19 protein-coding genes are annotated in these 20348 nt (G+C 43.7%); 7 read left to right on the top strand and 12 right to left on the bottom strand.

Annotated elements, in window-relative coordinates; all coding sequences use genetic code 11:
- Nucleotides 1-221: 221 nt before the first annotated feature.
- The 3 genes from PATL_RS13390 to PATL_RS13400 form a co-directional block, all read right to left on the bottom strand.
- Nucleotides 222-1109, bottom strand: coding sequence for a hypothetical protein (locus PATL_RS13390; RefSeq protein ID WP_011575392.1), 888 nt, complete (start codon nucleotides 1107-1109; stop codon nucleotides 222-224).
- A gap of 524 nt (nucleotides 1110-1633) precedes the next feature.
- Nucleotides 1634-2143, bottom strand: a complete 510-nt coding sequence (locus PATL_RS13395) for a DUF6265 family protein (RefSeq protein WP_011575393.1) — start codon at nucleotides 2141-2143, stop codon at nucleotides 1634-1636.
- A gap of 232 nt (nucleotides 2144-2375) precedes the next feature.
- Entirely contained in the window at nucleotides 2376-3437 is a 1062-nt protein-coding gene (locus PATL_RS13400; RefSeq protein ID WP_011575394.1) for a serine hydrolase domain-containing protein, read from the bottom strand.
- A 934-nt stretch (nucleotides 3438-4371) separates the two neighbouring features.
- Between PATL_RS13400 and PATL_RS13405 the strand changes: the two genes are divergently transcribed.
- Nucleotides 4372-5241 (top strand): EamA family transporter, encoded by an 870-nt coding sequence (locus PATL_RS13405; RefSeq protein WP_011575395.1) that lies wholly within the window; start codon nucleotides 4372-4374, stop codon nucleotides 5239-5241.
- A 215-nt stretch (nucleotides 5242-5456) separates the two neighbouring features.
- On the opposite strand, the gene PATL_RS13410 is transcribed toward PATL_RS13405, so the two are convergent.
- Entirely contained in the window at nucleotides 5457-6377 is a 921-nt protein-coding gene (locus tag PATL_RS13410) for a LysR family transcriptional regulator (protein WP_011575396.1), read from the bottom strand.
- Between the two features lie 162 nt (nucleotides 6378-6539).
- Here PATL_RS13410 and PATL_RS13415 point away from each other — a divergent pair, with 162 nt between their 5' ends.
- Nucleotides 6540-7145 (top strand): short chain dehydrogenase, encoded by a 606-nt coding sequence (locus tag PATL_RS13415; RefSeq protein ID WP_011575397.1) that lies wholly within the window; start codon nucleotides 6540-6542, stop codon nucleotides 7143-7145.
- 550 nt (nucleotides 7146-7695) lie between these two features.
- On the opposite strand, the gene PATL_RS13420 is transcribed toward PATL_RS13415, so the two are convergent.
- Nucleotides 7696-7914, bottom strand: a complete 219-nt coding sequence (locus PATL_RS13420; RefSeq protein ID WP_011575398.1) for an addiction module protein — start codon at nucleotides 7912-7914, stop codon at nucleotides 7696-7698.
- A 401-nt stretch (nucleotides 7915-8315) separates the two neighbouring features.
- On the opposite strand from PATL_RS13420, the gene PATL_RS13430 reads away from it, so the two are divergent.
- Nucleotides 8316-9185: an MYG1 family protein gene (locus tag PATL_RS13430; protein WP_041713852.1), complete on the top strand. Its 870-nt coding sequence runs from the start codon at nucleotides 8316-8318 to the stop codon at nucleotides 9183-9185.
- Between the two features lie 459 nt (nucleotides 9186-9644).
- Here the strand turns inward: PATL_RS13430 and PATL_RS13435 are convergent, their stop codons facing one another.
- Nucleotides 9645-10415 (bottom strand): AraC family transcriptional regulator, encoded by a 771-nt coding sequence (locus PATL_RS13435; protein WP_367643731.1) that lies wholly within the window; start codon nucleotides 10413-10415, stop codon nucleotides 9645-9647.
- Nucleotides 10402-10863 (bottom strand): carboxymuconolactone decarboxylase family protein, encoded by a 462-nt coding sequence (locus tag PATL_RS13440; RefSeq protein ID WP_011575401.1) that lies wholly within the window; start codon nucleotides 10861-10863, stop codon nucleotides 10402-10404. The genes PATL_RS13435 and PATL_RS13440 overlap by 14 nt, the downstream gene beginning before the upstream one ends.
- Before the next feature lie 689 nt (nucleotides 10864-11552).
- On the opposite strand from PATL_RS13440, the gene PATL_RS13445 reads away from it, so the two are divergent.
- Nucleotides 11553-12707, top strand: a complete 1155-nt coding sequence (locus tag PATL_RS13445; RefSeq protein ID WP_011575402.1) for an aromatic ring-hydroxylating oxygenase subunit alpha — start codon at nucleotides 11553-11555, stop codon at nucleotides 12705-12707.
- A gap of 97 nt (nucleotides 12708-12804) precedes the next feature.
- Nucleotides 12805-13539 (top strand): NUDIX hydrolase, encoded by a 735-nt coding sequence (locus PATL_RS13450; RefSeq protein WP_011575403.1) that lies wholly within the window; start codon nucleotides 12805-12807, stop codon nucleotides 13537-13539.
- A 187-nt stretch (nucleotides 13540-13726) separates the two neighbouring features.
- Here the strand turns inward: PATL_RS13450 and PATL_RS13455 are convergent, their stop codons facing one another.
- Together PATL_RS13455 and PATL_RS13460 are read right to left on the bottom strand one after the other, a co-directional pair.
- A complete protein-coding gene (locus PATL_RS13455; protein ID WP_011575404.1) occupies nucleotides 13727-14176 on the bottom strand; it encodes a DUF6998 domain-containing protein in 450 nt (149 codons plus the stop codon).
- Between the two features lie 1150 nt (nucleotides 14177-15326).
- Nucleotides 15327-16040 carry a DUF1294 domain-containing protein gene (locus tag PATL_RS13460; RefSeq protein ID WP_011575405.1) on the bottom strand — a complete coding sequence of 238 codons (714 nt, stop codon included), beginning with the start codon at nucleotides 16038-16040 and terminating at the stop codon, nucleotides 15327-15329.
- A 265-nt stretch (nucleotides 16041-16305) separates the two neighbouring features.
- On the opposite strand from PATL_RS13460, the gene PATL_RS13465 reads away from it, so the two are divergent.
- The gene (locus PATL_RS13465; protein WP_041713855.1) at nucleotides 16306-16527 is read left to right on the top strand and encodes a TA system antitoxin ParD family protein; all 222 of its coding nucleotides are present in this window, start codon (nucleotides 16306-16308) and stop codon (nucleotides 16525-16527) included.
- On the top strand, nucleotides 16520-16810 hold the full coding sequence (locus PATL_RS13470; RefSeq protein ID WP_011575407.1) for a type II toxin-antitoxin system RelE/ParE family toxin: 291 nt from the start codon (nucleotides 16520-16522) through the stop codon (nucleotides 16808-16810). Before PATL_RS13465 ends, PATL_RS13470 begins: the two co-directional genes overlap by 8 nt.
- Nucleotides 16811-17038: 228 nt before the next feature.
- Here the strand turns inward: PATL_RS13470 and PATL_RS13480 are convergent, their stop codons facing one another.
- The 3 genes from PATL_RS13480 to PATL_RS13490 form a co-directional block, all read right to left on the bottom strand.
- Nucleotides 17039-17494 carry a hypothetical protein gene (locus tag PATL_RS13480; protein WP_157043413.1) on the bottom strand — a complete coding sequence of 152 codons (456 nt, stop codon included), beginning with the start codon at nucleotides 17492-17494 and terminating at the stop codon, nucleotides 17039-17041.
- A gap of 198 nt (nucleotides 17495-17692) precedes the next feature.
- Entirely contained in the window at nucleotides 17693-17971 is a 279-nt protein-coding gene (locus PATL_RS13485; protein ID WP_011575408.1) for a DUF6817 domain-containing protein, read from the bottom strand.
- A 1103-nt stretch (nucleotides 17972-19074) separates the two neighbouring features.
- Nucleotides 19075-19995, bottom strand: coding sequence for a 2OG-Fe(II) oxygenase (locus PATL_RS13490; protein ID WP_011575409.1), 921 nt, complete (start codon nucleotides 19993-19995; stop codon nucleotides 19075-19077).
- Nucleotides 19996-20348: the final 353 nt, after the last annotated feature.

Raw genomic sequence — 20348 nt, forward strand, 5'->3', positions numbered from 1 at the left:
ATCTGACGGACAGCTATGAGCGAAAAGCGGACGTCTGACATAACTCAGTTAGATGACCGCATCAGGGGCATTGGTGTCTGTCGAGATAGCCACAAAAACTCACTTTCACTCGTCCAATAAAACCTCCCTTTTTACGGACTGCCCATATTTTCACTTAATTTGAGTCCAACGTAGCGGTGTAATGAAGTTGGCAGAGTTATGTTCGAAGCATTGTAAGGCGTTTATCGCAAGAGCTTTACCTGAGTTACATCATAATCGCGAGCAAGCCATAAAGTGTCGTTAAATTTATCGAAGAGTGTCAACCACTTCTTATCAATGTTTCCCAGTACCCGCTTGGGTGTTAAGTTTAGAACAAATGCTTTATCACCCGATAGAGAATAAAAATGAATGCTATAGGGACTGAAGATTGTTTTAATCATCAGGTGTTGTTTATCTGAAGAAAAGCTCCCATGGCCGTGTTCAGTCGGAGTCACGTTACAGATACCATCATCATTAATCACCGTTAGGTGCGTTGATCGCGAAGGGCACGGCTCTCTTTTGTGCCATAGTGATGGGCAATTGATGGCGAGCACAAGAGGCCTTTCATCAAAACAGATGTCACTACATTCGTGATACCAAGCTGTGTTGAACGGAAAAGCATACAATGGTGAATAATGAGCAAGGTTGTTATTTAAACTTATTTTTGAAATAAACCGTCCTCGTCTTTTATAAAAGAAATCTTCCAAAATTACGTGGATTGTACCAGTGTGTTCATCCATGTGAGCTTTTACCGGTGACGTTGAACGGTTTGCAGCATCCATTGGGAACGGTTCGGCGAAGGGATATGTTTGAAAGTGACTATCTGAGAGCGTATAGGTAACAACACTATCGGGGAATACACAGCCGAATCCAGATGTGGTTTTAAATAAGGCAGCACATGAGAGTTCTTCTAAGCTATACGATATCGTATAGGAAAGAACATCAAAGTTACCCTCTTGCAACGCAATAAATTGATACCCACTATATTGGCTCCAACTCAGGGCTACGCAGCGCTCTTCAGGCAATGCCACGATGTCTATGACTGCCATTTGTAAATCATATTGATGAGTGATAGTTGATTTGGCTGCCATAGCTATTCCTTTAGATGCGTGTTCGCATAAATTGACGTGATATAAGACAAATTAGCGCTATACATTACCCTATGTTACAGGTGGCTTTCAGAGTGGGCTAGCGTGTTAAAGTTAAACAGAGGAATTATTTTGGTTTTACGTAATATATTAGTCGTCATATTCACCTGTAGATGGGAGATTAGTACAGGAAAACTGTGATTGGTGTGCCAGTACTCCCGGCATGAAATAGTGTATTGCTTCAGTTCGTTCCACCTCATGATGATATTCAGGATACGATGAGTGAAAATATATAAAACGCATCAATTAGGAGGTTCGCAAGCTCCTAACTATTGCGCTGGTGTTCACGACATTTCAGCACATTATGGATTAACAGATTTGCATAAAGTGCATAATCGAAATGACCTCTTTTGGCACATATGAGACTGTCAGATTTGATTGAGTCTTGTAAATCAGAGCTGGCAGATTCTGTTTAGACTTATTCATGTAATCAATAGAGTCAATGACAGATTTACTCTGACTCCTGTTTACCTAACCCGTTTATACGAAAACTTTTCCTCTGTGGTGTTCCCGCTGTCTTCAATGGCCACATAAATATTCATTTCATTGTCGCTAACACGCTCAAGGGTTAAGCCGTTGAAGTACACCTTGTTTTTCGTCACTTTGACTAACGCAAAATCCACTGTCTTGTCTTTCTCTTCCCAACCGGTTAAGTCTTTGTTGAAATGTTTTAATTTAAATATGAGTGTGTCGTTGACCTCTGATAGGGTTTCAATTTCGTAAAACTGTACTTGGCCTTCGACCACCAGCTTGAATGCGCCCATCATGCTGCCACCAAGAGGGGGCGACCATATCTCTTCAATAAGCCCACCAAAGGCTTCACCACGCCAATGGCCTGCCAGCCAATTCACCGCACTAAGATCTGCGCGAGGTGATTGCTGCTTATCATCTAAGAACATCAGGTTCGGGAATTTGCCTTGTGCTATTCCATTAAAGCAAACCAGCATAAGCAAACAAAGCAGACTTTTCCTTATCATTTTTTATCCCTTGTATAGTGCGTATTTACATCAAATTTCGCTTTCGGCAAAAGTATAGTCTTTCTACTTTGGAATGGGTTTTGTTGTTTTTCGCGGCTCAAAACGTCGAAATTACTAACATGCCTGTCCTATTAATTATTCGTTGCTGTTAAATATTCGTTGACTGGAGTGCGTAGCGAAGCCGAAACAGTCAACTGCAATTTGTCCCGCTCTAACAGCCTGCTAAGCTCCACTACCACTGTGTATTTTGTTTTAAAATTTTTGTAATTAATTTTGCAATTTCCCATCGAGGTGTGTTGCTTGAATTAGTAAGGAGTATCAGCGCATTTTTGCTGTCAGGGTAAGTAAGGATAAGTGACTTATAGCCTCGAATGCTTCCTGGATGCCTAGCAATTATGTCGTTTGAATGGTTATACACTTGCCAACCCAACCCCATATATATTTCACCCCAAGCAGTTTTGACTTGGGGCTTTAACATCTCTTTATAAGTCTGCGCTTTCAGAAGAGAGGGATCACCAGAAAGTGTCAATTTAAGCCACTGACTTAGATCATTTACGTTTGAAATAAGGCCTTCGCTTGGATTAAATGATAGGTCATAAGGCCTCTGATCAGCTTTATCCAGTAACTTGCCTTTGTATGTTGGTTTCGTTTCAGAAAAATATGCACTTTCACTATCGAAATAGCCACTTTTTATCATATTGCTGGGCTTCAAAATATTGTTATAAATATACTTTTCATAACTATCTACTGAAACAGTGCTTATGAGTGCTCCTAGAACATTAAAATTAGTGTCACTATATTCAAAATCGTGACTTTCACTCTTTTCTGGTAAAGACCGTTTGACTAAGCCTAAATAGGAATCGACTGTTCTTTGCTTTTCAAAACCTACAGGTTTAATCGTATCGCTAATCCCTGAAGAGTGAGTAAGTAGCTGCTTAATTGTAATGTTACTCTCTTTAAAGCTGGGTAAATATCGTCCTACTTTTTCATTTAACTCTATTTTATTTTTCTCGACCAGCTGCATTATTGCTTGAGCAGTAAACAACTTAGAAATTGAAGCGATACGAAATAATGATTCTCCAGTCGTAGCTTTTTTCTGCTTCTTATCTAGAAAACCGAAACCTTTAATATACGTTATTTCACCTGACGTAATGATTGCGACGGACATAGAAGGGATATCATTTTTTATCCGAATTTTTTCTAAAGCTGTAGACAGTTCATCGTGAGTTTTCACTGTATTGGCAAGTGTGGTAAAAGGCACAGATAAAAGAACTATTGTAATTAATGTATACACCAGGCCACCTTGTGGAATTTGACCGCTAATATAACTGGAAATACGACGCGTTTTGGGCGTAACCCAGCGAGTGGTTTTCCCATGACTTGGTTAGTATGTTTTAAAGCCATGACCTAATGTTAATTAGTGGCTGACAATACTAAAATCATAATTGTACTTACGACAACTACCATAATTACTTTTCCCAAGGGGTATCCTGTAACTTTTGTATTACATACAGGGCATACGAAGTAAGAATAGTTTGATGGTACTCGAACTTCTTTTGGCGAAATTATAGAACTACATTTTTTACACATTTTCATGTTTGAGCTTTAATTTACTTCCTAAAACACAACAGTTTAATCAGTCGGCATTTGCCGTGTTCAAACACGCTTATTCACTGCGTATTATTATTCCCTATTTCTAGCATGTTTACTAAATCGCTGTAAATTCTAATTTTTTTGACGGGATGACATAAAGACTTGGGGAAATACGACTAAACACCTCGATCTTGCACATAGGGGGAACCACAAACAAAAACCAATGAGTTGACCACAAAGTCACTGCTTTTGATTTACACATGACTCAAACTTTCCCGATAGAAGTAACCTATTGTCAGATAACCAGTCAAAACATCAGTCTAATAATTAACATGGCTGTCCTATTAATTCCTCGCTGTCAATTCCTCCTGTTAATGCATTTCGTGCGCCCAGCGCATGCTTTGGCGACAAAGTCGCTGCTTTTGATTTACACGCGACTCAAACTTTCCCGTTCAAAGTAACGATTTGTCAGATGGCCAGTCAAAACACCAGTCTAATAATTAACATGGCTGTCCTGTTAATTCACTCTGATAGCCGAAGGCGATAAATAAGCGAAGCGCATAAAGTGTGAATTCCCATTTCATCAGGTAGAATGCCGCCACTTCAATTATTAATTCTTTTTGGGTAGTTTCTCGATGCAAATCAATCGTGTACTTCTAACGGCTGTGGGCAGTGTGTTACTCGCTATGGTGACTATTCAGTCTGGTGCGTCTTTAGCCAAGCAGCTTTTCCCTATCGTTGGCCCAGAAGGCACCACGGCACTGCGTTTGGGATTTGCTGCTGCGGTACTTTGGTTAGTATTTCGTCCATGGCGAGCACTCCCTCAGGGGCGAGATTGGCGCAGCATTATTGTTTACGGCCTGTGCTTAGGCGGTATGAATATTCTGTTCTACTTGGCGATTGAACGTATTCCCTTAGGCATTGCAGTTGCCCTTGAATTCACCGGCCCGCTGGCTGTGGCTTTGTTTTCATCTAAACGAAAAAGTGACCTATTGTGGGTGGCTTGCGCCATAGCGGGGATCGTACTGCTAATGCCTGATTTATCCAGCGCACAGGGCCTCGACCTTACCGGCGCGCTAATGGCACTAGGTGCTGGTGCATGCTGGGCAGGTTATATTTTATTTGGCACCCGTACAGGGAAACAAGCGTCTGGTGGCATCACTGTCGCTTTAGGCATGACGGTGGCAGCCATTGTGCTGGTCCCCGTTGGCGCGGTGACCCAAGGCTTAGCCTTATTTAGCTGGGAAGTACTGCCTCTAGGATTATTGGTGGGAGTGTTATCTAGCGCTCTACCCTACTCTTTGGAAATGGTCGCTCTTAGAAATATGCCGACACAAGCGTTTAGCGTACTCATGAGTTTAGAGCCCGCCATCGCGGCCTTGGCGGGCTTGGCTATTTTGGGCGAGCACTTGAGCCTGTTGCAATGGGCTGCTATTGCCTTGGTGATTGTCGCGTCGATCGGCAGCAGCTTTACCCCTAAAAAAGCGGTCAATATGGGCGTGTAGTCGTTGTGCGAACGCACAAGACAATGCTGTAGCGCGCTCAAGGCTGCTACGCGCTTAGGGCGATTGCCCGCTCAAGGCTGTAATCCTCCCTTGGCGCAGCTCACTGGCTAAGCAAAACTAACACGACAACCGGCATTCATTTTGATTTGGCATTCACATTGATTCGGCATTCACTTTAATAATAATGGTAGTTGGCTAACCCAGGTTTTTTAAGCCTAGTCGCCACTTCTTGTGGCCAAGTTTGCGGCGACAGGCTCATCGGTCAACTTCGAGATAATCCATTTTTGCAGTGAATCGTCATTGTATCTAGGATGCCAAGCAGCAATAACATCGAATGGCTCAGGGCAATGCTCAAGTTCAATTTCGACTAAATCTAGGCCCTTAATTGCTCTTGAGGGCAAAAAGGCGATGGAGTCTGTGGTGTTCAAATACATGGGCACAATCGAAAAACACGGGGCTGACACCACCACATTGCGTGTTAAACCAAACCCTTTAAACCAGTCATCAATTGAGCCTTTAAAGTTTGGCCGTGAAGGTGACGCAATAATACTCGGGTAGCTTGCCACCTCAGCCAGCGATGGGCTTTGCGTCGCGATAGAAGCATGGCGAGATGCCACACAAACATGGTGCTCTTCAAACAAGTTGATGATGGGGTAGCTATCAGGGATATAATCAGGAAAGGCAATCGCCAAGTTCACTTTGCCGCTTAGCATTAAGTCATGAAGTGTGTCTATTTCAAAGTCCCGAACGATGATCTTCAGATTTGGCGACTCAATTCTAAGTTTTGCAATTAAGCTAGGCAATACAACCTGTTGCGCATAATCCGTGGCAGAAATAACATACTCACCACTGATGGTTTTTGGGTTAAACACTTTTGGCGATAACAGTGCCTGAAAACCGTTCAACAGTTTATCGATATCAACGGAAAGGTGTTCCGCCAGTGGTGTAGGAATAAAGCCGTTGGTTTTTCGCAGGAACAACCTGTCGTCGAACACATCGCGTAGCTTCTTTAACTGTTCGCTCACCGCTTGTTGGGTTAAGCCCAGTTGACTGGCCGCTTTTGACGCATTTTTCTCGCGTATCAGCGCCTGAAAAATCCTGAGTTGTTTAATATCTAACCTGTCTATTTTGCTCATGTTATTCCTCGCCCAAGCAGTTCGCGTTTTATCCAAAACCGGTAGCATGCTAACACTTAACCAATTTATCCTGTATCACTAACAAAAAAGCGTTGTTTCTACTTGTTGTAAATAGTCACTAATATCCTGCCATCAAATGACTAAACACAACCGGAGAGACAAATGAAAACAGTAATTTTAATTGGTGCATTGGGCAAAATGGGGCAAGCAGCATTAACCGGGCTTGGTAAGCACAACGTTATCACTGCTGGGCGCTCTGGCGACGTTGATCACATAGTGGATATCACTAACGAAGCGTCCATTCGTGAGCTGTATGAAAAAGTAGGTCATTTTGATGCAGTTGTGAACACAGTTGGTGTGTGTGAGTACGCAACCTTCGGTGAGATGACAGAAGCACAGTGGATGACCACAGTGATGAGCAAAATGATGGGCCAAATCAACCTAGTTCGCATTGGGCAAGAATACATCGCTGACAGCGGCTCGTTCACCCTAATCAGCGGCATTTTGAATAAAAAGCCCATTCCCTTTGCGATTGCCGATGCCACCACCAGCGGCGCCATTGACACCTTTGCTAAAATCGTATCACTGGAAATGCCACGAAACATCCGTATCAACGTGGTCAACCCAACGGTACTCACAGAAGCATGGGATGTTTACGGTGAAATGATGCCAGGCTTTCAGCCCGTACCAAGCGAATTGGTAGGCAAAGCGTTCGAACGCTCAGTAGACGGCTTCATCACAGGCGAAGTCATCGTCGTAGACGCATAGCGCTTTAGCTGTCCCAAAGGATGTCCAGAACGTACAAAGGATGTCGATATCTGCAAAGAGCGCCGAGAACGTAAAGAGAATTACCGGGCATTCAACGCACTTTTAGAGTGTGTTGAAAGCCTGTATGCAAATGAGCTTTAACATAAGATGTGGTTAGCATTCTGGCTCACCATTGCAGGCGTAATGAAGACAGCGAAGAATGCTTACCACCATTCTCATTCGCTAATCGCATTTAGAATATAAAATTTATATTAACCACGTATATACCAATATCCTGGTTTTCTATGATTATGCATTATGGCAACAATATTAATTTGATGATTTTCAATAATCTTGTAAACAATAGAATATGGGAAACGGCTTAAACAAAACGACGATGAGTTTGCCCCATCTTTGACCACGCGGCAGGTAACGATTGAATTGACGCTATTGATTCTTCTATTTCGTGAACAAACTCGTGACCTAGTCCAAGAGATTGCTCCTGATACCAATCAAATGATGCTTTTACTTCAACTGCGACATCAGGATGAAAAATAACAGAAAACGTCGACTAAATAAGATCCTGTTTGATATCCCTCCAAGAGATACCTTCTACCTTCCCAGACTCTAATTCAGCACTTCGCGCTTCTACAAGCTTTAACCACTGGGTTTCAACATCATCTTCGGCAGTTGAATCCATAGCGGTTAAAAGACAATGAGCAGCAAGTGCTTTCTCTTTTGTACTTAATTGCTCGATGTTTTCAAGCATGATTTTAAGCGCATTGGACATATTTGAGTCTCCAATAAATTCCGGTCCATAATACCATCAAAACGAAAGGAAAGAAGATGCAAGTTTTCAAGCTGATTGATAGCTATCTCATCATTAAACATGATCGCTCGGTGAGACCATTATTTGAGAGTAACTCAAATTCATATAAACCACAGCCTTATTACAAAATCACCGCAGCAAACAAGTCATTAGGGTTATTTCCGCTGGTCTATGTGATAATTTTCTACTGCGAGCCTGACAAATTGACAAGATAAAGTGCCATGACTCCCCTTTTAATGTGCGTGCTTTCGTATAGAATCCCCGTCGTATTTTTACTTGTATGAATAAAAACGTGTTAAGCCGTTTAGCCTCAACCTGTATCTGACAACGCCTTCCCTTTCCTCTGCAAAATGATAGAAATGATGAATGATAAAATAGTAGTAACCCACAGCGGCAATTTTCATGCTGACGATGTATTCAGTGTCGCGGCCCTTAAAAGCGTTTTCCCTACGTTTACCCTCATTCGCACCCGTGATAAAGACACTATCGCCAAGGCAGATGTGGTAATTGATGTAGGCGGCGAACACGATGCAGCAACAGACCGCTTTGATCACCACCAACGCGGCGGCGCCGGTGAGCGCGACAATGGCGTGCCCTACTCGTCATTTGGTTTGATTTGGCAGAAATATGGCCTCACCATATGTGGCGATAATCAAGAGCTCGCCAACGCGATTGACGCCGGTCTGGTATCTACCATTGACGCCATCGATTGTGGCCACGTAAAAGGAGTGGCTGAAGGCATTAGCCTTAGCCAAACCATTTCAATGTTCAACCCAACGTGGCAAGAAGAAGGTGATTTTGACGCCGGCTTTAACGAAGCGGTTGATTTCGCAGCGCGCGTATTAGCACGCGCAATAGCAGCGGCCAGCGGTGGATTAAACGCAAAAGCCATCGTCGCCGAAGCAATAAAAAATGCACAAGATCCAAGAGTGATCGTGCTAGAAAAATACACCCCATGGAAGAAAACCGTTCACGCCCTATCAGAGCAAGCTTTGTATATGGTCTACCCGTCACAATCAGGGCAATGGATGCTCCAAACCGTACCCGTAGAACCCGGCTCATTCGAAGACAGAAAATCCCTACCCAAACCATGGGCAGGCTTATCAGATGCAGAGCTACAAACAGAAACAGGCATAAAAGACGCCATGTTCTGCCACAACGGCTTATTCATAGCCGGCACGGCATCATTCGAAAGCACAATGAAAATGGCCGAACTCGCCCTACAAGACTAAAGCACCAAAAAGGGCAACGCATAAAGCTGTTGCCCTGCTTATCATCTATTTCAACTTTGGCTACCGACGCAGAAGCGCAGCCAAGGCTACCCCCAACCAAGTAATCCTCACTATCAGATAGTTATCATGAGTGTCTTCGTAATATCTAAAATTCACGATTTTTATCATGGGTGTCTTTGTAATTTAAGTTAATGGCATTTATAAACAAGCAATAACCAATCAATACATGAAATGGTTGTATTATTTTAAGCGCTCAGACACGGCAATGAATCGCCAGTATGAAAAAGGGATGCAACTCAATACGCAATACAGCCAATCGCAAACACAAAACACCAATCAACCGCCTGGCAGTGCACACAGATAATCCCTCGAACGATTTGGTGTTGGCGATACGTAACGACATTGAAAACGTTCATTCAATGTTGATGAGGGGAATACACACATACTTGCTAACGGGAGTCACACTTGTTTTGGCGTCACACAGGCAATTGCACGGAATTCTCGCGTCATATGAGCTTGGTCGCTAAAGCCAAATTGCTGAGCTACATCCGCCAAATTTGGGGTTGGGTGTTGGCGTAAAAAGCCGATAGTTTTTTTTATCCGAAGGATGCGCTGATAATATTTAGGAGTCATTCCCAACCTAAGCTTAAAAATACGTTCAATTTGTCTTTGGCTCAAATCGATACTATCACTGAGCTGGCCGAGCAACTCATCCTGCTCTATGCATTGCAATGCTTTGTCCAGAGAATCTGGGAGTACATTGGTAAAATCCAAATTTTTATTTGCCCAAAGGTTTAGTATTTCAAGTGAGCTACTATTGCCTTTGTGTAACCTAAGTTGATTATAAATTTGGTAGAGACGATATTGCTCGTCTTGCTCTGGCGATAATAGCGTTGGCTTGTCATAGTGCCGCCCCAAAACACCATACCCGATTGCGGGATGAAAACGAATACCCGCAAGTTGCGCCCCTGGTGATAGAACAATACGCTGAGCTTGTTTATTGATAGGAAGCATAATGACACCTTCATGCAAGGTATCACGGCCGATCATCACATCACCTACAAAGTTAAATATAATTCCACTGCCAGCGTCGCTGTACAGCGGCTTTGTTATCGGTGTAGGTTGAGCCACAGAAGCTATCCACATTCCTTGCACAAATGCGGACAACTGCCCCGATGGTTTAGACAGCTCAAAGTGAAATGCGCTGGTACGTGATTTATTGCGGTTTATAGGTGCCTACCTCTGGCGTAAACGTTTTGGCAATTCGGTTCCAACTATTGATGGCATTAATGGCAATGGTTAAATCAACAATTGCTTGTTCACCCAATACCTTTGCCACGCTCTGATAACACTCATCATCCACTGGTTTAGCTAAGGTTAAATGTTCAGCCCAATCCAGTGCGACCATTTCGGTCTCTGAATACAGGGGCATATCACGCCAAGCACTTAACCCAATGATTCGCTCCGGAGTCTCGCCTTCACTCAAGGCATCTTTACTATGCATATCAATACAGAAAGCACATTGATTGATCTGCGAGACTCTCAATTTGACCAACTCCCAGATAACAGGAGTCACCGTTTCTGACACGCTAAATTGGGCACGCAAATAGCTTTCCTGATTCATCAGTATTTGCATTGCTTTTGATGCTAGAGCAAAGTAATTAACGCGTAAAGCCATATCTTATCTCCTCAATTATTGAGGGCGTAAAGGTAACTGATGACGCAAAACAGATATTGAATATTTTCGACACTCACACCACAAAAAGAAAAAAGTGAATTATCCAATTGCTATTCATTTAATGCTACTCAGGTAAAGTGCTTCTCTACTTTGGCGACAAAGTCGCTGCTTTGCTTTTGCTTTTTTCTTTTATACCGACTCAAGTTTCCCGAGCATCGCAGACTCACTCTGGTTCGATTGAAGGGATTCAATCTAAGTGAAAGCCGCGTCGGGAACGCGTTTTCACGACCAGAGTTAGGCAAGACGCACAGGAATAGAAACTTGCTGGAGGGTGGCCCTTTTTGTTTACTTTTTGCGGCTGTTGGTAAAAAGTAGATCGAGCCCTCGGGACGAGGGTTTGAAAAAGCGTCATGGATGACGTGGGCGAAGCACATAAGTACGCGAAGCGTATGCCCTAGTAGCCGAAGGCTATCAATAAGCGCAGCGCATGAAGTGGGCGCAGCCCATAAAAGTGCACGCAGTGCATAAACAGCAAAGCTGTGCTCTGTGCACGAAGTGCATAAATAACAAAGATGCCCCCTTTGTTATATAAGCCCCCCTGATTACCACGTATAAAAACCGCTGACTTCGCAATCTCCCTTTTTTGTTTTATTTTTGAGCAGTATTGTTTCTTCAGCTTGCGAGAAAATATGCCCGTCAATACCAATGATCAAAATACACTACTCACCGATATAGAAGTCGTGCAAAGAATTTTCGCACATATCGACAACAGCACAACCGATCTAGGCAAGCAAAGCTGGCGGGAGCCCACAGCTAATTACCGCTCGAAAGCGCGACTTGAGGCAGAGCTTGATATTTTGCAAAGTCGAAGCATCGTTTTTTGCCCCTCAAGCGCACTCGCCAAAATAGGGGACTATGTTGCCCGTGACGCAGCCACCGTGCCTTTGATTGCTGTGCGCGGATTGGACGGCGTTATTCGTGCCTTTAGAAATGCCTGCCGTCACCGAGGCGTTAAACTCGCTGAAGGGCAAGGTTGTGCTCGTGCATTGGTTTGCCCCTATCATGGTTGGGCATACAATCTTAACGGGAGCCTGCTAAGTATTCCCCATGAAGATGGGTTTCCAGATGTTGATAAAGCAACACGTGGACTTGTTGAGGTGGCCTGTTTCGAGAGCAATGGCTTGGTATTTATTAACCAAAACCCGCAAGCAAATATAGAGCAAGATATAGCGCCTATTCCTCACCTTATTCCTGAGCATTACCGTTTATTAAATTCAACCCGTCAGGTAGTCAAAGCGAATTGGAAGCTTTATCTAGAAAGCTCTCTTGAGGGTTACCATATTCGCCAAACACACAAACGCACGTTTTTCCCCGTGCAATACGACAACCTCACGGTGATCGAAGCCTTTGGGGAGAATAGCCGCGTAACATTTCCCTACCAAGCAATAGAGGGGTTAAGGCATAACAAGGCATCTGACATCTCAGTTGATGGGCGACTTACCTACGTTTATCACCTGTTTCCCAATGTGGTTATTTCAACCTTTCCAGGATGTATGCAAGTCAATGTGCTCGAGCCTATTGATGAGGCAACAACAGAGCAACATACCTACCTTATCAGCGCGATTGGCGAGCATGACACCGCAAGGCTTGATGCTATTTCAGAAGGTCAAGAGTTCGCTGCTAAAGGTGCGGTTGAAGATTTGCAGATAGTGCTATCCGCTCAAAAGGGACTGGCAAGCGAAGCAAATGAATTTTTAGAATTTGGCTTATTTGAGAGCGCGATCGTGCGCCTGCATACCCACCTTGCAAAAGAATTTGAGCGAGTGAGTAAAGCAAAAGGCTAAACGTAAGTGATTAATTGCAAACGCCACTGGCTATCAAATAAACCTAGCAGATTGGTATTTCACGTTGCACCTATTGAATAAATAAACAGGGGCTAACATGCCTAACAACGAACCCTATATCCCCCACAATACGCCCTCCGCCGAGTTGCGATCCCAAGGACGCGCTGTAAAACCTAAAGATGCCGCCACCCTGATTATTGTGCGCCGGGACAGTACTCACCCCAAAATTCTGATGGGTAAGCGCTCAGCTGAGCATAAATTCATGCCAAATAAGTTCGTGTTCCCTGGGGGTAAGGTTGACGCGGGCGACAGTCGTATTCGCCCGCCTAACGACCTTCAACCCAGCGTACTGCAACGTTTAATGAAAGGATGCCCTGAGTCACGTGCTAGAGGGCTTGCACTGGCGGCTATTCGTGAAACGTTCGAGGAAACCGGATTACTCCTTGGCGAAACCGATAGCTTAACCATAAAGACCCGCTCACCCCAGTGGCAGGCGTTTTTACAACATGGTGTAAATCCGCGCCTTGATACCCTGAGTTTCATCGCCAGAGCCATCACGCCGCCCTATCGAAATCGCCGCTTCGATACGCGATTCTTTATGGTAGACGCAGATATTATCCAAGGGGATGTACACGAAACGCCCCAAGGGTCTGGTGAATTGCTCGCCATGCACTGGGTATCACTGGTCGACGCCGAAAAGCTCGATTTACCTATTATCACCCGAATGATACTTAAAGAAGTAGCACAACGCTTAACCAGCGGCCAAGCGCCTGAAGCCGAAGGTCCATTTATATACTTTCGCAACGGCAAACCCGTGATAGATAAAATATAAAATTGGCAGGAATTATCACGGCTGTTTTGATGATTCTAGCTTGAGCAAAGCGAATGCTTTGGCGACACCGTCGCTGCTTTTGATTTATGCGCGACTCAAACTTTCCTGATAGAAGTAACCGATTGTCAGATGTAAAAACAAAACATCCACCCAGTAATGAGCACGGCTGTCTAGTGAATTATTGTTATCAGGTTCTTGGTATACGCATGTAATTACCTACACTTTTATCTAATTCTCTTAGTTTATTCAGTGATACTTGATACTGACCATTGCTTGGAATTGTCTTTCCAGCGAACTGACGCCAGACGAAGTTACCAGGTCCATTGTAAACTTCTTCAAACGTTCCATTCGGAAGAATTTTAATAACGATTATATGCTCCGGTTCACTTCGAAAAGCTACTGATTTTGATTGAGTCGCTTTTATCTCGACTTCTTTTCCCTCCGTAGTAACCGCATCAAAACCTTTATTAGATGCAGTCTTTAATTCCAACCCATATGCATCTGCAACAAGGCATTCACCGATGCTACCAACCATATGGCCGTCAGGAGTAAAGTGTCGATTTGGAAACATCAACTCTAATTCATTCACTATGGAATAAAGCTGCTTGATTAATCCCTGAAATTTGTCGTGATTCATTTTATACCCTTAAAGTGTTACTGATTAAAAAACTCCATAGTGTCAACCGTAGTTCCATACGAGACGTTCGTTTATTGGAAACGGTTACGTCTATCACACTGAGTAACTTATTGTATATAATGATTTTTCCCCAGCACGTGCGAAGCTCATGCTTTGGCGACAAAGTCGCTGCTTTTGATTTACACGCGACTCAAACTTTCCTGATAGAAGTAACCGATTGTCAGATGGCCAGACAGGGGTAAATCCGAGGCTGTTTGGAGCAACGCTCCTATCGGGTGAACGATTCGCCAAGGATGGTGAAGCTGGGTGCGTCATCATGGATGAGTTCAGATTGCGTTTTGTTTAATAGTAAAACGAAGAACAAATTTAGCGTGTTGCTTTACAGGCGATCTGCATGGATGCAGAAAGGTAGAGCAACGCAGGGAGCACCGAGCTGGCGTTCCAGTTGCCGAGATGTTTCCTCACGCCGCTCTGACATTAAAGCCGTTACTTTTAGCGGTTAAGAAAGTTTGTTGGAGACCGCTTCTTTTATGAAATACATCCATGTATTTCACCTGCGCAAAGAGGGCTTAGGCCATCCTTCGGATGTTCAAATTCATTCCCGATGAATTTGTGCTTATAGTCTTAGTTGTTGAAGAAAAGTAAGTTGTACGACGCGCCGAACTGGCATTCCGGCTGAAGTAAAATCGTGGGCGAAGCCCATTCTTTGGCGACAAAGTCGCTGCTTTTGATGTTCCACCGACTCAAGTTTCCCGAGCATCGCAGGCTCACTCTGGTTCGATTGAAGGGATTCAATCTAAGTGAAAGCCGCGTCGGGAACGCGTTTTCACGACCAGAGTTAGACAAGACGCGCAGGAATAGAAACTTGCTGGAGGGCGGCCTTTCTTGGTTACTTCTTTCGGCTGTTGGAAAGAAGTGACTGGCTGACCATGGATGGTCTGTCATACCCAGCATGGATGCTGGTGCACGAAGTGCGTAAAGTGTGCGCAGCACATAAGTACGCGAAGCGTATGCCCTAGTAGCCGAAGGCTATCAATAAGCGCAGCGCATGCCATAGTAGCCGAAGGCTATCAATAAGCGCAGCGCATGCTTAGCACACGCAGTGCGTAGACAGCGAAGCTGTGCCCTGCGCTCGAAGTGCACAAATAACTTAGCTCCCCCCTATCACCATACTTTGCAAAGTACTGACAAACGGCAACACTTTATCATTCAAAAACACCGCTCCGTCTTCTGTGTGCAACCAATACAAACCGCCTAGATTTAACACCACAGTAAACCAAAAGACGTTTTTAAACTCCGCCTTACTCGATTTATGTCGCAAGCGATTTTGCGCTAACAAGGCGCCTGGCCAGCCACCTAAAAAAGCAAACAAATGTAACGTGCTCTCTTTGGTGCGCCAACGACCATTCTGCGCAGCTGACTTATCAAGCGCATAGGCAACAAATGCAATCATGCTCATGACAAGGTACACACCACCAATAACCAGAGGTAGTGCCCCCATCAAAATAGATACAACTAAGGCAATCGAAAACAGCACTAAGAATACATTCACGGTGGTATTGTTATTTGTTCTACGCTTATTCGCTTTGTGTTTATTTGCTTTGTTGGGATTAGCAGACTTTATACTGGCTTGCCTAGTGCTAGCCCCGTTTAATCCCCGAGCAAACTGAATATTCTCAGCTTTACAGCGATTGTGAGACTCGCGCACCAACTCATAGGTGATGACGTCCCCATCAACCGGCCGCCGAGAACGTGGCGTAAACGCTTTGATATGCACAAACACCCGCTCACCGCCCCCATTTGGCTCAACAAAACCAAAGCCCTTGTCATCATTCCAATTAAACACCTTTCCCTGAAACCGCATAATCCCTCTTACATTCTACAAACAACATTTTGAACAACACTGAAAACTCAAAAGTCAAATAAATTTACCCAAGCTAGCCATAAATAACCAGCAAAAAATCAAAGAATGACCAACAAGTCAGTTGGCTAAGAAAACACCCTAGATAAAACAGCCAGCCCATAATTATCGTGGCTGTCCAGCTAACTCTTGTTCTTGACAATTCTTAGCGCTTTGCCACAATTGTGGCAAGACGCTACAATTAAACCATACAAATGAGGAAATGATGATGGCAACTGCGAGTATTAGATTGGACCAAGAGCTAGTAGAAAAAGCCAGCATAATGGCTAAAGCACTTAACCGCACAACACCAAAGCAAATAGAGCACTGGGCGAAAATTGGTGAGATGATGGAAGACAATCCTGAACTGCCATACGAGTTTGTAAAACAGGCCATTATTGCAAAAGCTGAGAAAGAAGCAGGAAAATTAGAGACCTACGATTTTGGCTAAAATCACAAAAGTTTTACAAACATCCAGTTTTAATAAGGCTGTGAAGAAACTCAGAAAAAATCAAAAAGCCGATCTTGACGACGCAGTCCGAGCTTTAATGGAGAATCCTCTGTTAGGAGAGCAGAAAAAGGGAGACCTTTCATTTATGCGCGTATACAAATTTAAGATGGCAAAACAACTCACCCTTCTCGGCTACAGTTATCAAGATGAAGCCGTTGTACTTGAGCTACTCACATTCGGCACCCACGAAAATTTCTACCGCGACGCCAAAAACCTATATTAATCTGAACGCCAAAATCATCCACGCCGACTGGTCGCAGCGACTAACAGAAGCTATTGCCTAACAACAAAGCCGCTACTTTAGATTTTACGCGCCTCAAGCTTTCCAAATAGAAATGAGCGCTTGTAAGATAAGCGGTCCGACAGAAAGTTATGGCAATAGTCAGCATGGCTTTTGGTTTAATTTTGATCCAGCTGGCTTGGGCGTCAAATAATGTTTTGTTACTCATCATTAGCTACCCATTAATAATACGGATTTAAGTGCAACAACAATTACTACTGCGATAGTAATTTGTAAAAAGAAGAAAACTACCAATAATTCTAAAAGTGCAATGTATCTCTTTCTTAATGCAGCTAATACAACAAAATATACATTATAAAACTTACTGCCATTAAGTTTATTCGCCCTACGATAATATCTATTTACCCACTCATTTTTGCCTGGGTAAAGCGTATTCAGTAACAAACTACAATTACAATATACAGCCACAATGAATGAAAGCAGCAATGTATAAAACAAAACGGTTGGCATTGTGTTACTTAGATCTATTTTGGAAAAATCAAGTTGACGCCCAGTGATAATAACAAACGAAAAAAGTAAAGTCTGAGGTGTCAAATTTCTAAGAAAATCTAGATAGGCTCTTTTACCTTGCCTTACAATCCTAAAACTGTTTTTTGAACTTCCCAATGTATCCTCCTTGACGACTAACGCCGAATTTTCTGGTGGTAACATTACCACCTAAAATGATGTCCAAGATCATTAAACCATTACAATACAACTTCAACTTCAACTTCAACTTCAACGCAGAGTAAACCGGAAATTTAAAGTGTCGCTGCTTTTCAAGCTAAGTTTTAAATTGTCAGAGTTGCACCGATTGGTAAGGATTTATTTCACCAAAAACTGCTTCAAAAGCCTAGTGGACAACGAATAGGACTCACCAGTAAAACGGTTTTTGAATCGAGGAGAATCGCTATCTCCTATTTGAGCAAAAAAGTGATTGCGATCACATGCACAATATTGGTAAACGATCTCCTCTGCCTCAGGGCCGACGATTTGAGATACTTCATTACGTTGGTTAGCAGATACCAAGTTTTCAGCAAAACCGGCTGTTCCATAGGCGGCACGATATAAGCCAGCATCTTTCAAAGCCTCAGACGCCGCCATTCATCTGAGAGTTTTCGAGTGCCTTGCAAATGTTCAATCAAAGATCCATCTAGATGTTCGAAATCACCGGCACCTAGCTCGGATAACCTCCTAAATTTATCGTCCAACCTAAAACCTCCTAGGGTACTTAGTAAAATTAATATCTAGGATATTTTCCACTATTCCCGTATTTCGTTTTCTGCATACACCGTACCTTGTAGTACAGATTAAAATTTCGAATTTCATCTTTAAGAAGCATAGCGAATACCTTGGCGACAAAGTCGCTGCTTTTGATTTTATACCGACTCAAGTTTCCCGAGCATCGCGGGCTCACTCTGGTTCGATTGCATGGATGCAATCTAAGTGAAAGCCGTGTCGGGAACACGTTTTCACGACCAGAGTTAGGCAAGACGCGCAGGAATTGAAACTTGCTGGAGGGCGGCCTTTACAAAATACGTCCTGTATTTTGCCTTTCAGGCCTTACTTCGTAAGTTCAAAATGGTTCCCGACCAATTTGTCTTGGTTACTTCTTATTGCTTTTGATTTATACGCGACTCAAACTTTCCCGCTCAAAGTGACGGATTGTCAGATGGCCAGACAGGGATGTCTGGACAAGGCGTGTTGCTTTACAGGGATGTTTCCTCACGCCGTTCTGACATTAAAGCCGTTACTTTTGGCGGTTAAGAAAGTTTGTTGGAGCAAAAGACTTTTTGGTTATTTTGTCGTCTTTTGAAAAAGTGACTGGCTGACCATGGATGGTCTGTCATATCCAGCATGGATGCTGGTGCACGAAGTGCATAAACAGCGAAGCTGTGCTCAGTTCACGAAGTGCGTAAAGTGTGCGCAGCACATAAGTACGCGAAGCGTATGCACTAGTAGCCGAAGGCTATAAATAAGCACCGCGCATGCTTAGCACACGCAGTGTGTAGACAGCGAAGCTGTACCCTGTGCACGAAGTGCATAAACAGCGAAGCTGTACCCTGTGCACAAAGTGCATAACGTGAGCGAAGCTCATAAGTGCACAAAGTGCATAACGTGAGCGAAGCTCATAAGTGCACAAAGTGCATAACCTGGGCGTAGCCCATAAAAAGCACGCAAGGTGCATAACGTTTACCTAATAAAAGCTAGAATGGCGCAAAATCATCCAATGGTGCCGTTGGCACTGCCCAGCGCTGCTTCGCATCGACTGCAACACGATCAGCGCCTTGCATCGGCATTCTGCCATAGTCCCCATACAACCAAAGAACAAAGTTGGTACGCTCACCACTGGTGATAGGTTGCGCAGCATGCACCACATTGCCGCGATGGATCATCGCACTGCCCGGCTTAAACGCCAAGCCAATCATTTTGCCTGTAGTGGGATCGTAGAAGTCCACATTTGAACCGGTAAATACCTCATCAGGTAAATTCAAATTAATGTTCAAGGTGACCGCTGAGGCGTCTGTATGCGGGCGAATCGATGTATCTGTATTTGGTTTGTAATGAATCGAAAAACCAAACGTTTGGGTATCGTAACCCACTATATCAGGGAACAACAAACGGGCTATGGGGCGCATGTATCTGTCTAGCATTTCGCGATAAAACACTTGAAAGCTTGGCGCAGCCAAATACCCTTCAGAGCGACTGTCTAACATCGCACCGCGGCGGTTCAATACAATGCCGTACGGTGGGCGAAGCGGAATGTGTGCATCCCACACTTGCTCAAGATAACCGCGTAAATCAGCCAAACGCTGCGGATCAAAAAACTGGAATTCGAATACATCTGGTGCCACTTCTTGCATCAAGTCTTGTACTGCTAATTCTTTACTTGGGTCGGCCCATGCTTGCTCTACGGCGTCTCGCAAACGGCTATCGAGCAAGGAGCTGTCAAGTGTTGCCAGCGTGTCGCTGTTGCTCTCTTCCCACTCTTTCCATGCATCGCTCAGTAAGTTGTAGTGGTTGGTCCAAAACTGCTGGACTGAAGGAGTGCGATGCAACATGGCTTCACGGGAAGGTAAATCTAAGTTGCGTGCTTGATTTAGTTGGTTTAGTTGATTGGTTTGCATAATAAATCATCCTGTTATGTTGCACGATCTTATATCTGCAACCGAGGCGCACAATTTATTACAACTACTTTCATGGATAAATACGCCACAAAAGGAAACAAAATCAATTAATTCTATATAATCACTTGCTAACGACTGAGCCACGCTATGCACAACCACCGCCGCAGCATCAGGTAATGCCTTCGTAGTGATAAGGCGTGATGATAAGTCGCGATGATAAGTCGCAGTGACAAAAAATTGCCGATTATGAATATGAAGATTGGGGAAAGGACAAAAAGTCAGGCATACTTATTTTACGCAGCGTTCATACTCGCTATTTCTAAAGCTGCCCCTAAGCATTGCCAAAAAAGCAG

It is taken from the genome of Paraglaciecola sp. T6c (assembly GCF_000014225.1).
In the GTDB taxonomy this organism is placed as follows: Bacteria; Pseudomonadota; Gammaproteobacteria; order Enterobacterales; family Alteromonadaceae; genus Paraglaciecola; species Paraglaciecola atlantica_A.

Excerpts from the sequence above, each read along its gene's own strand:
- PATL_RS13460 (WP_011575405.1), bottom strand. The coding sequence starts at position 16,040 with ATGCGGTTTCAGGGAAAGGTGTTTAATTGGAATGATGACAAGGGCTTT.
- PATL_RS13415 (WP_011575397.1), top strand. The coding sequence starts at position 6,540 with ATGAAAACAGTAATTTTAATTGGTGCATTGGGCAAAATGGGGCAAGCA.
- PATL_RS13390 (WP_011575392.1), bottom strand. The coding sequence starts at position 1,109 with ATGGCAGCCAAATCAACTATCACTCATCAATATGATTTACAAATGGCA.
- PATL_RS13430 (WP_041713852.1), top strand. The coding sequence starts at position 8,316 with ATGAATGATAAAATAGTAGTAACCCACAGCGGCAATTTTCATGCTGAC.
- PATL_RS13440 (WP_011575401.1), bottom strand. The coding sequence starts at position 10,863 with ATGGCTTTACGCGTTAATTACTTTGCTCTAGCATCAAAAGCAATGCAA.
- PATL_RS13445 (WP_011575402.1), top strand. The coding sequence starts at position 11,553 with ATGCCCGTCAATACCAATGATCAAAATACACTACTCACCGATATAGAA.
- PATL_RS13450 (WP_011575403.1), top strand. The coding sequence starts at position 12,805 with ATGCCTAACAACGAACCCTATATCCCCCACAATACGCCCTCCGCCGAG.
- PATL_RS13465 (WP_041713855.1), top strand. The coding sequence starts at position 16,306 with ATGGCAACTGCGAGTATTAGATTGGACCAAGAGCTAGTAGAAAAAGCC.
- PATL_RS13410 (WP_011575396.1), bottom strand. The coding sequence starts at position 6,377 with ATGAGCAAAATAGACAGGTTAGATATTAAACAACTCAGGATTTTTCAG.
- PATL_RS13485 (WP_011575408.1), bottom strand. The coding sequence starts at position 17,971 with ATGGCGGCGTCTGAGGCTTTGAAAGATGCTGGCTTATATCGTGCCGCC.
- PATL_RS13395 (WP_011575393.1), bottom strand. The coding sequence starts at position 2,143 with ATGATAAGGAAAAGTCTGCTTTGTTTGCTTATGCTGGTTTGCTTTAAT.
- PATL_RS13420 (WP_011575398.1), bottom strand. The coding sequence starts at position 7,914 with ATGTCCAATGCGCTTAAAATCATGCTTGAAAACATCGAGCAATTAAGT.
- PATL_RS13490 (WP_011575409.1), bottom strand. The coding sequence starts at position 19,995 with ATGCAAACCAATCAACTAAACCAACTAAATCAAGCACGCAACTTAGAT.
- PATL_RS13455 (WP_011575404.1), bottom strand. The coding sequence starts at position 14,176 with ATGAATCACGACAAATTTCAGGGATTAATCAAGCAGCTTTATTCCATA.
- PATL_RS13405 (WP_011575395.1), top strand. The coding sequence starts at position 4,372 with ATGCAAATCAATCGTGTACTTCTAACGGCTGTGGGCAGTGTGTTACTC.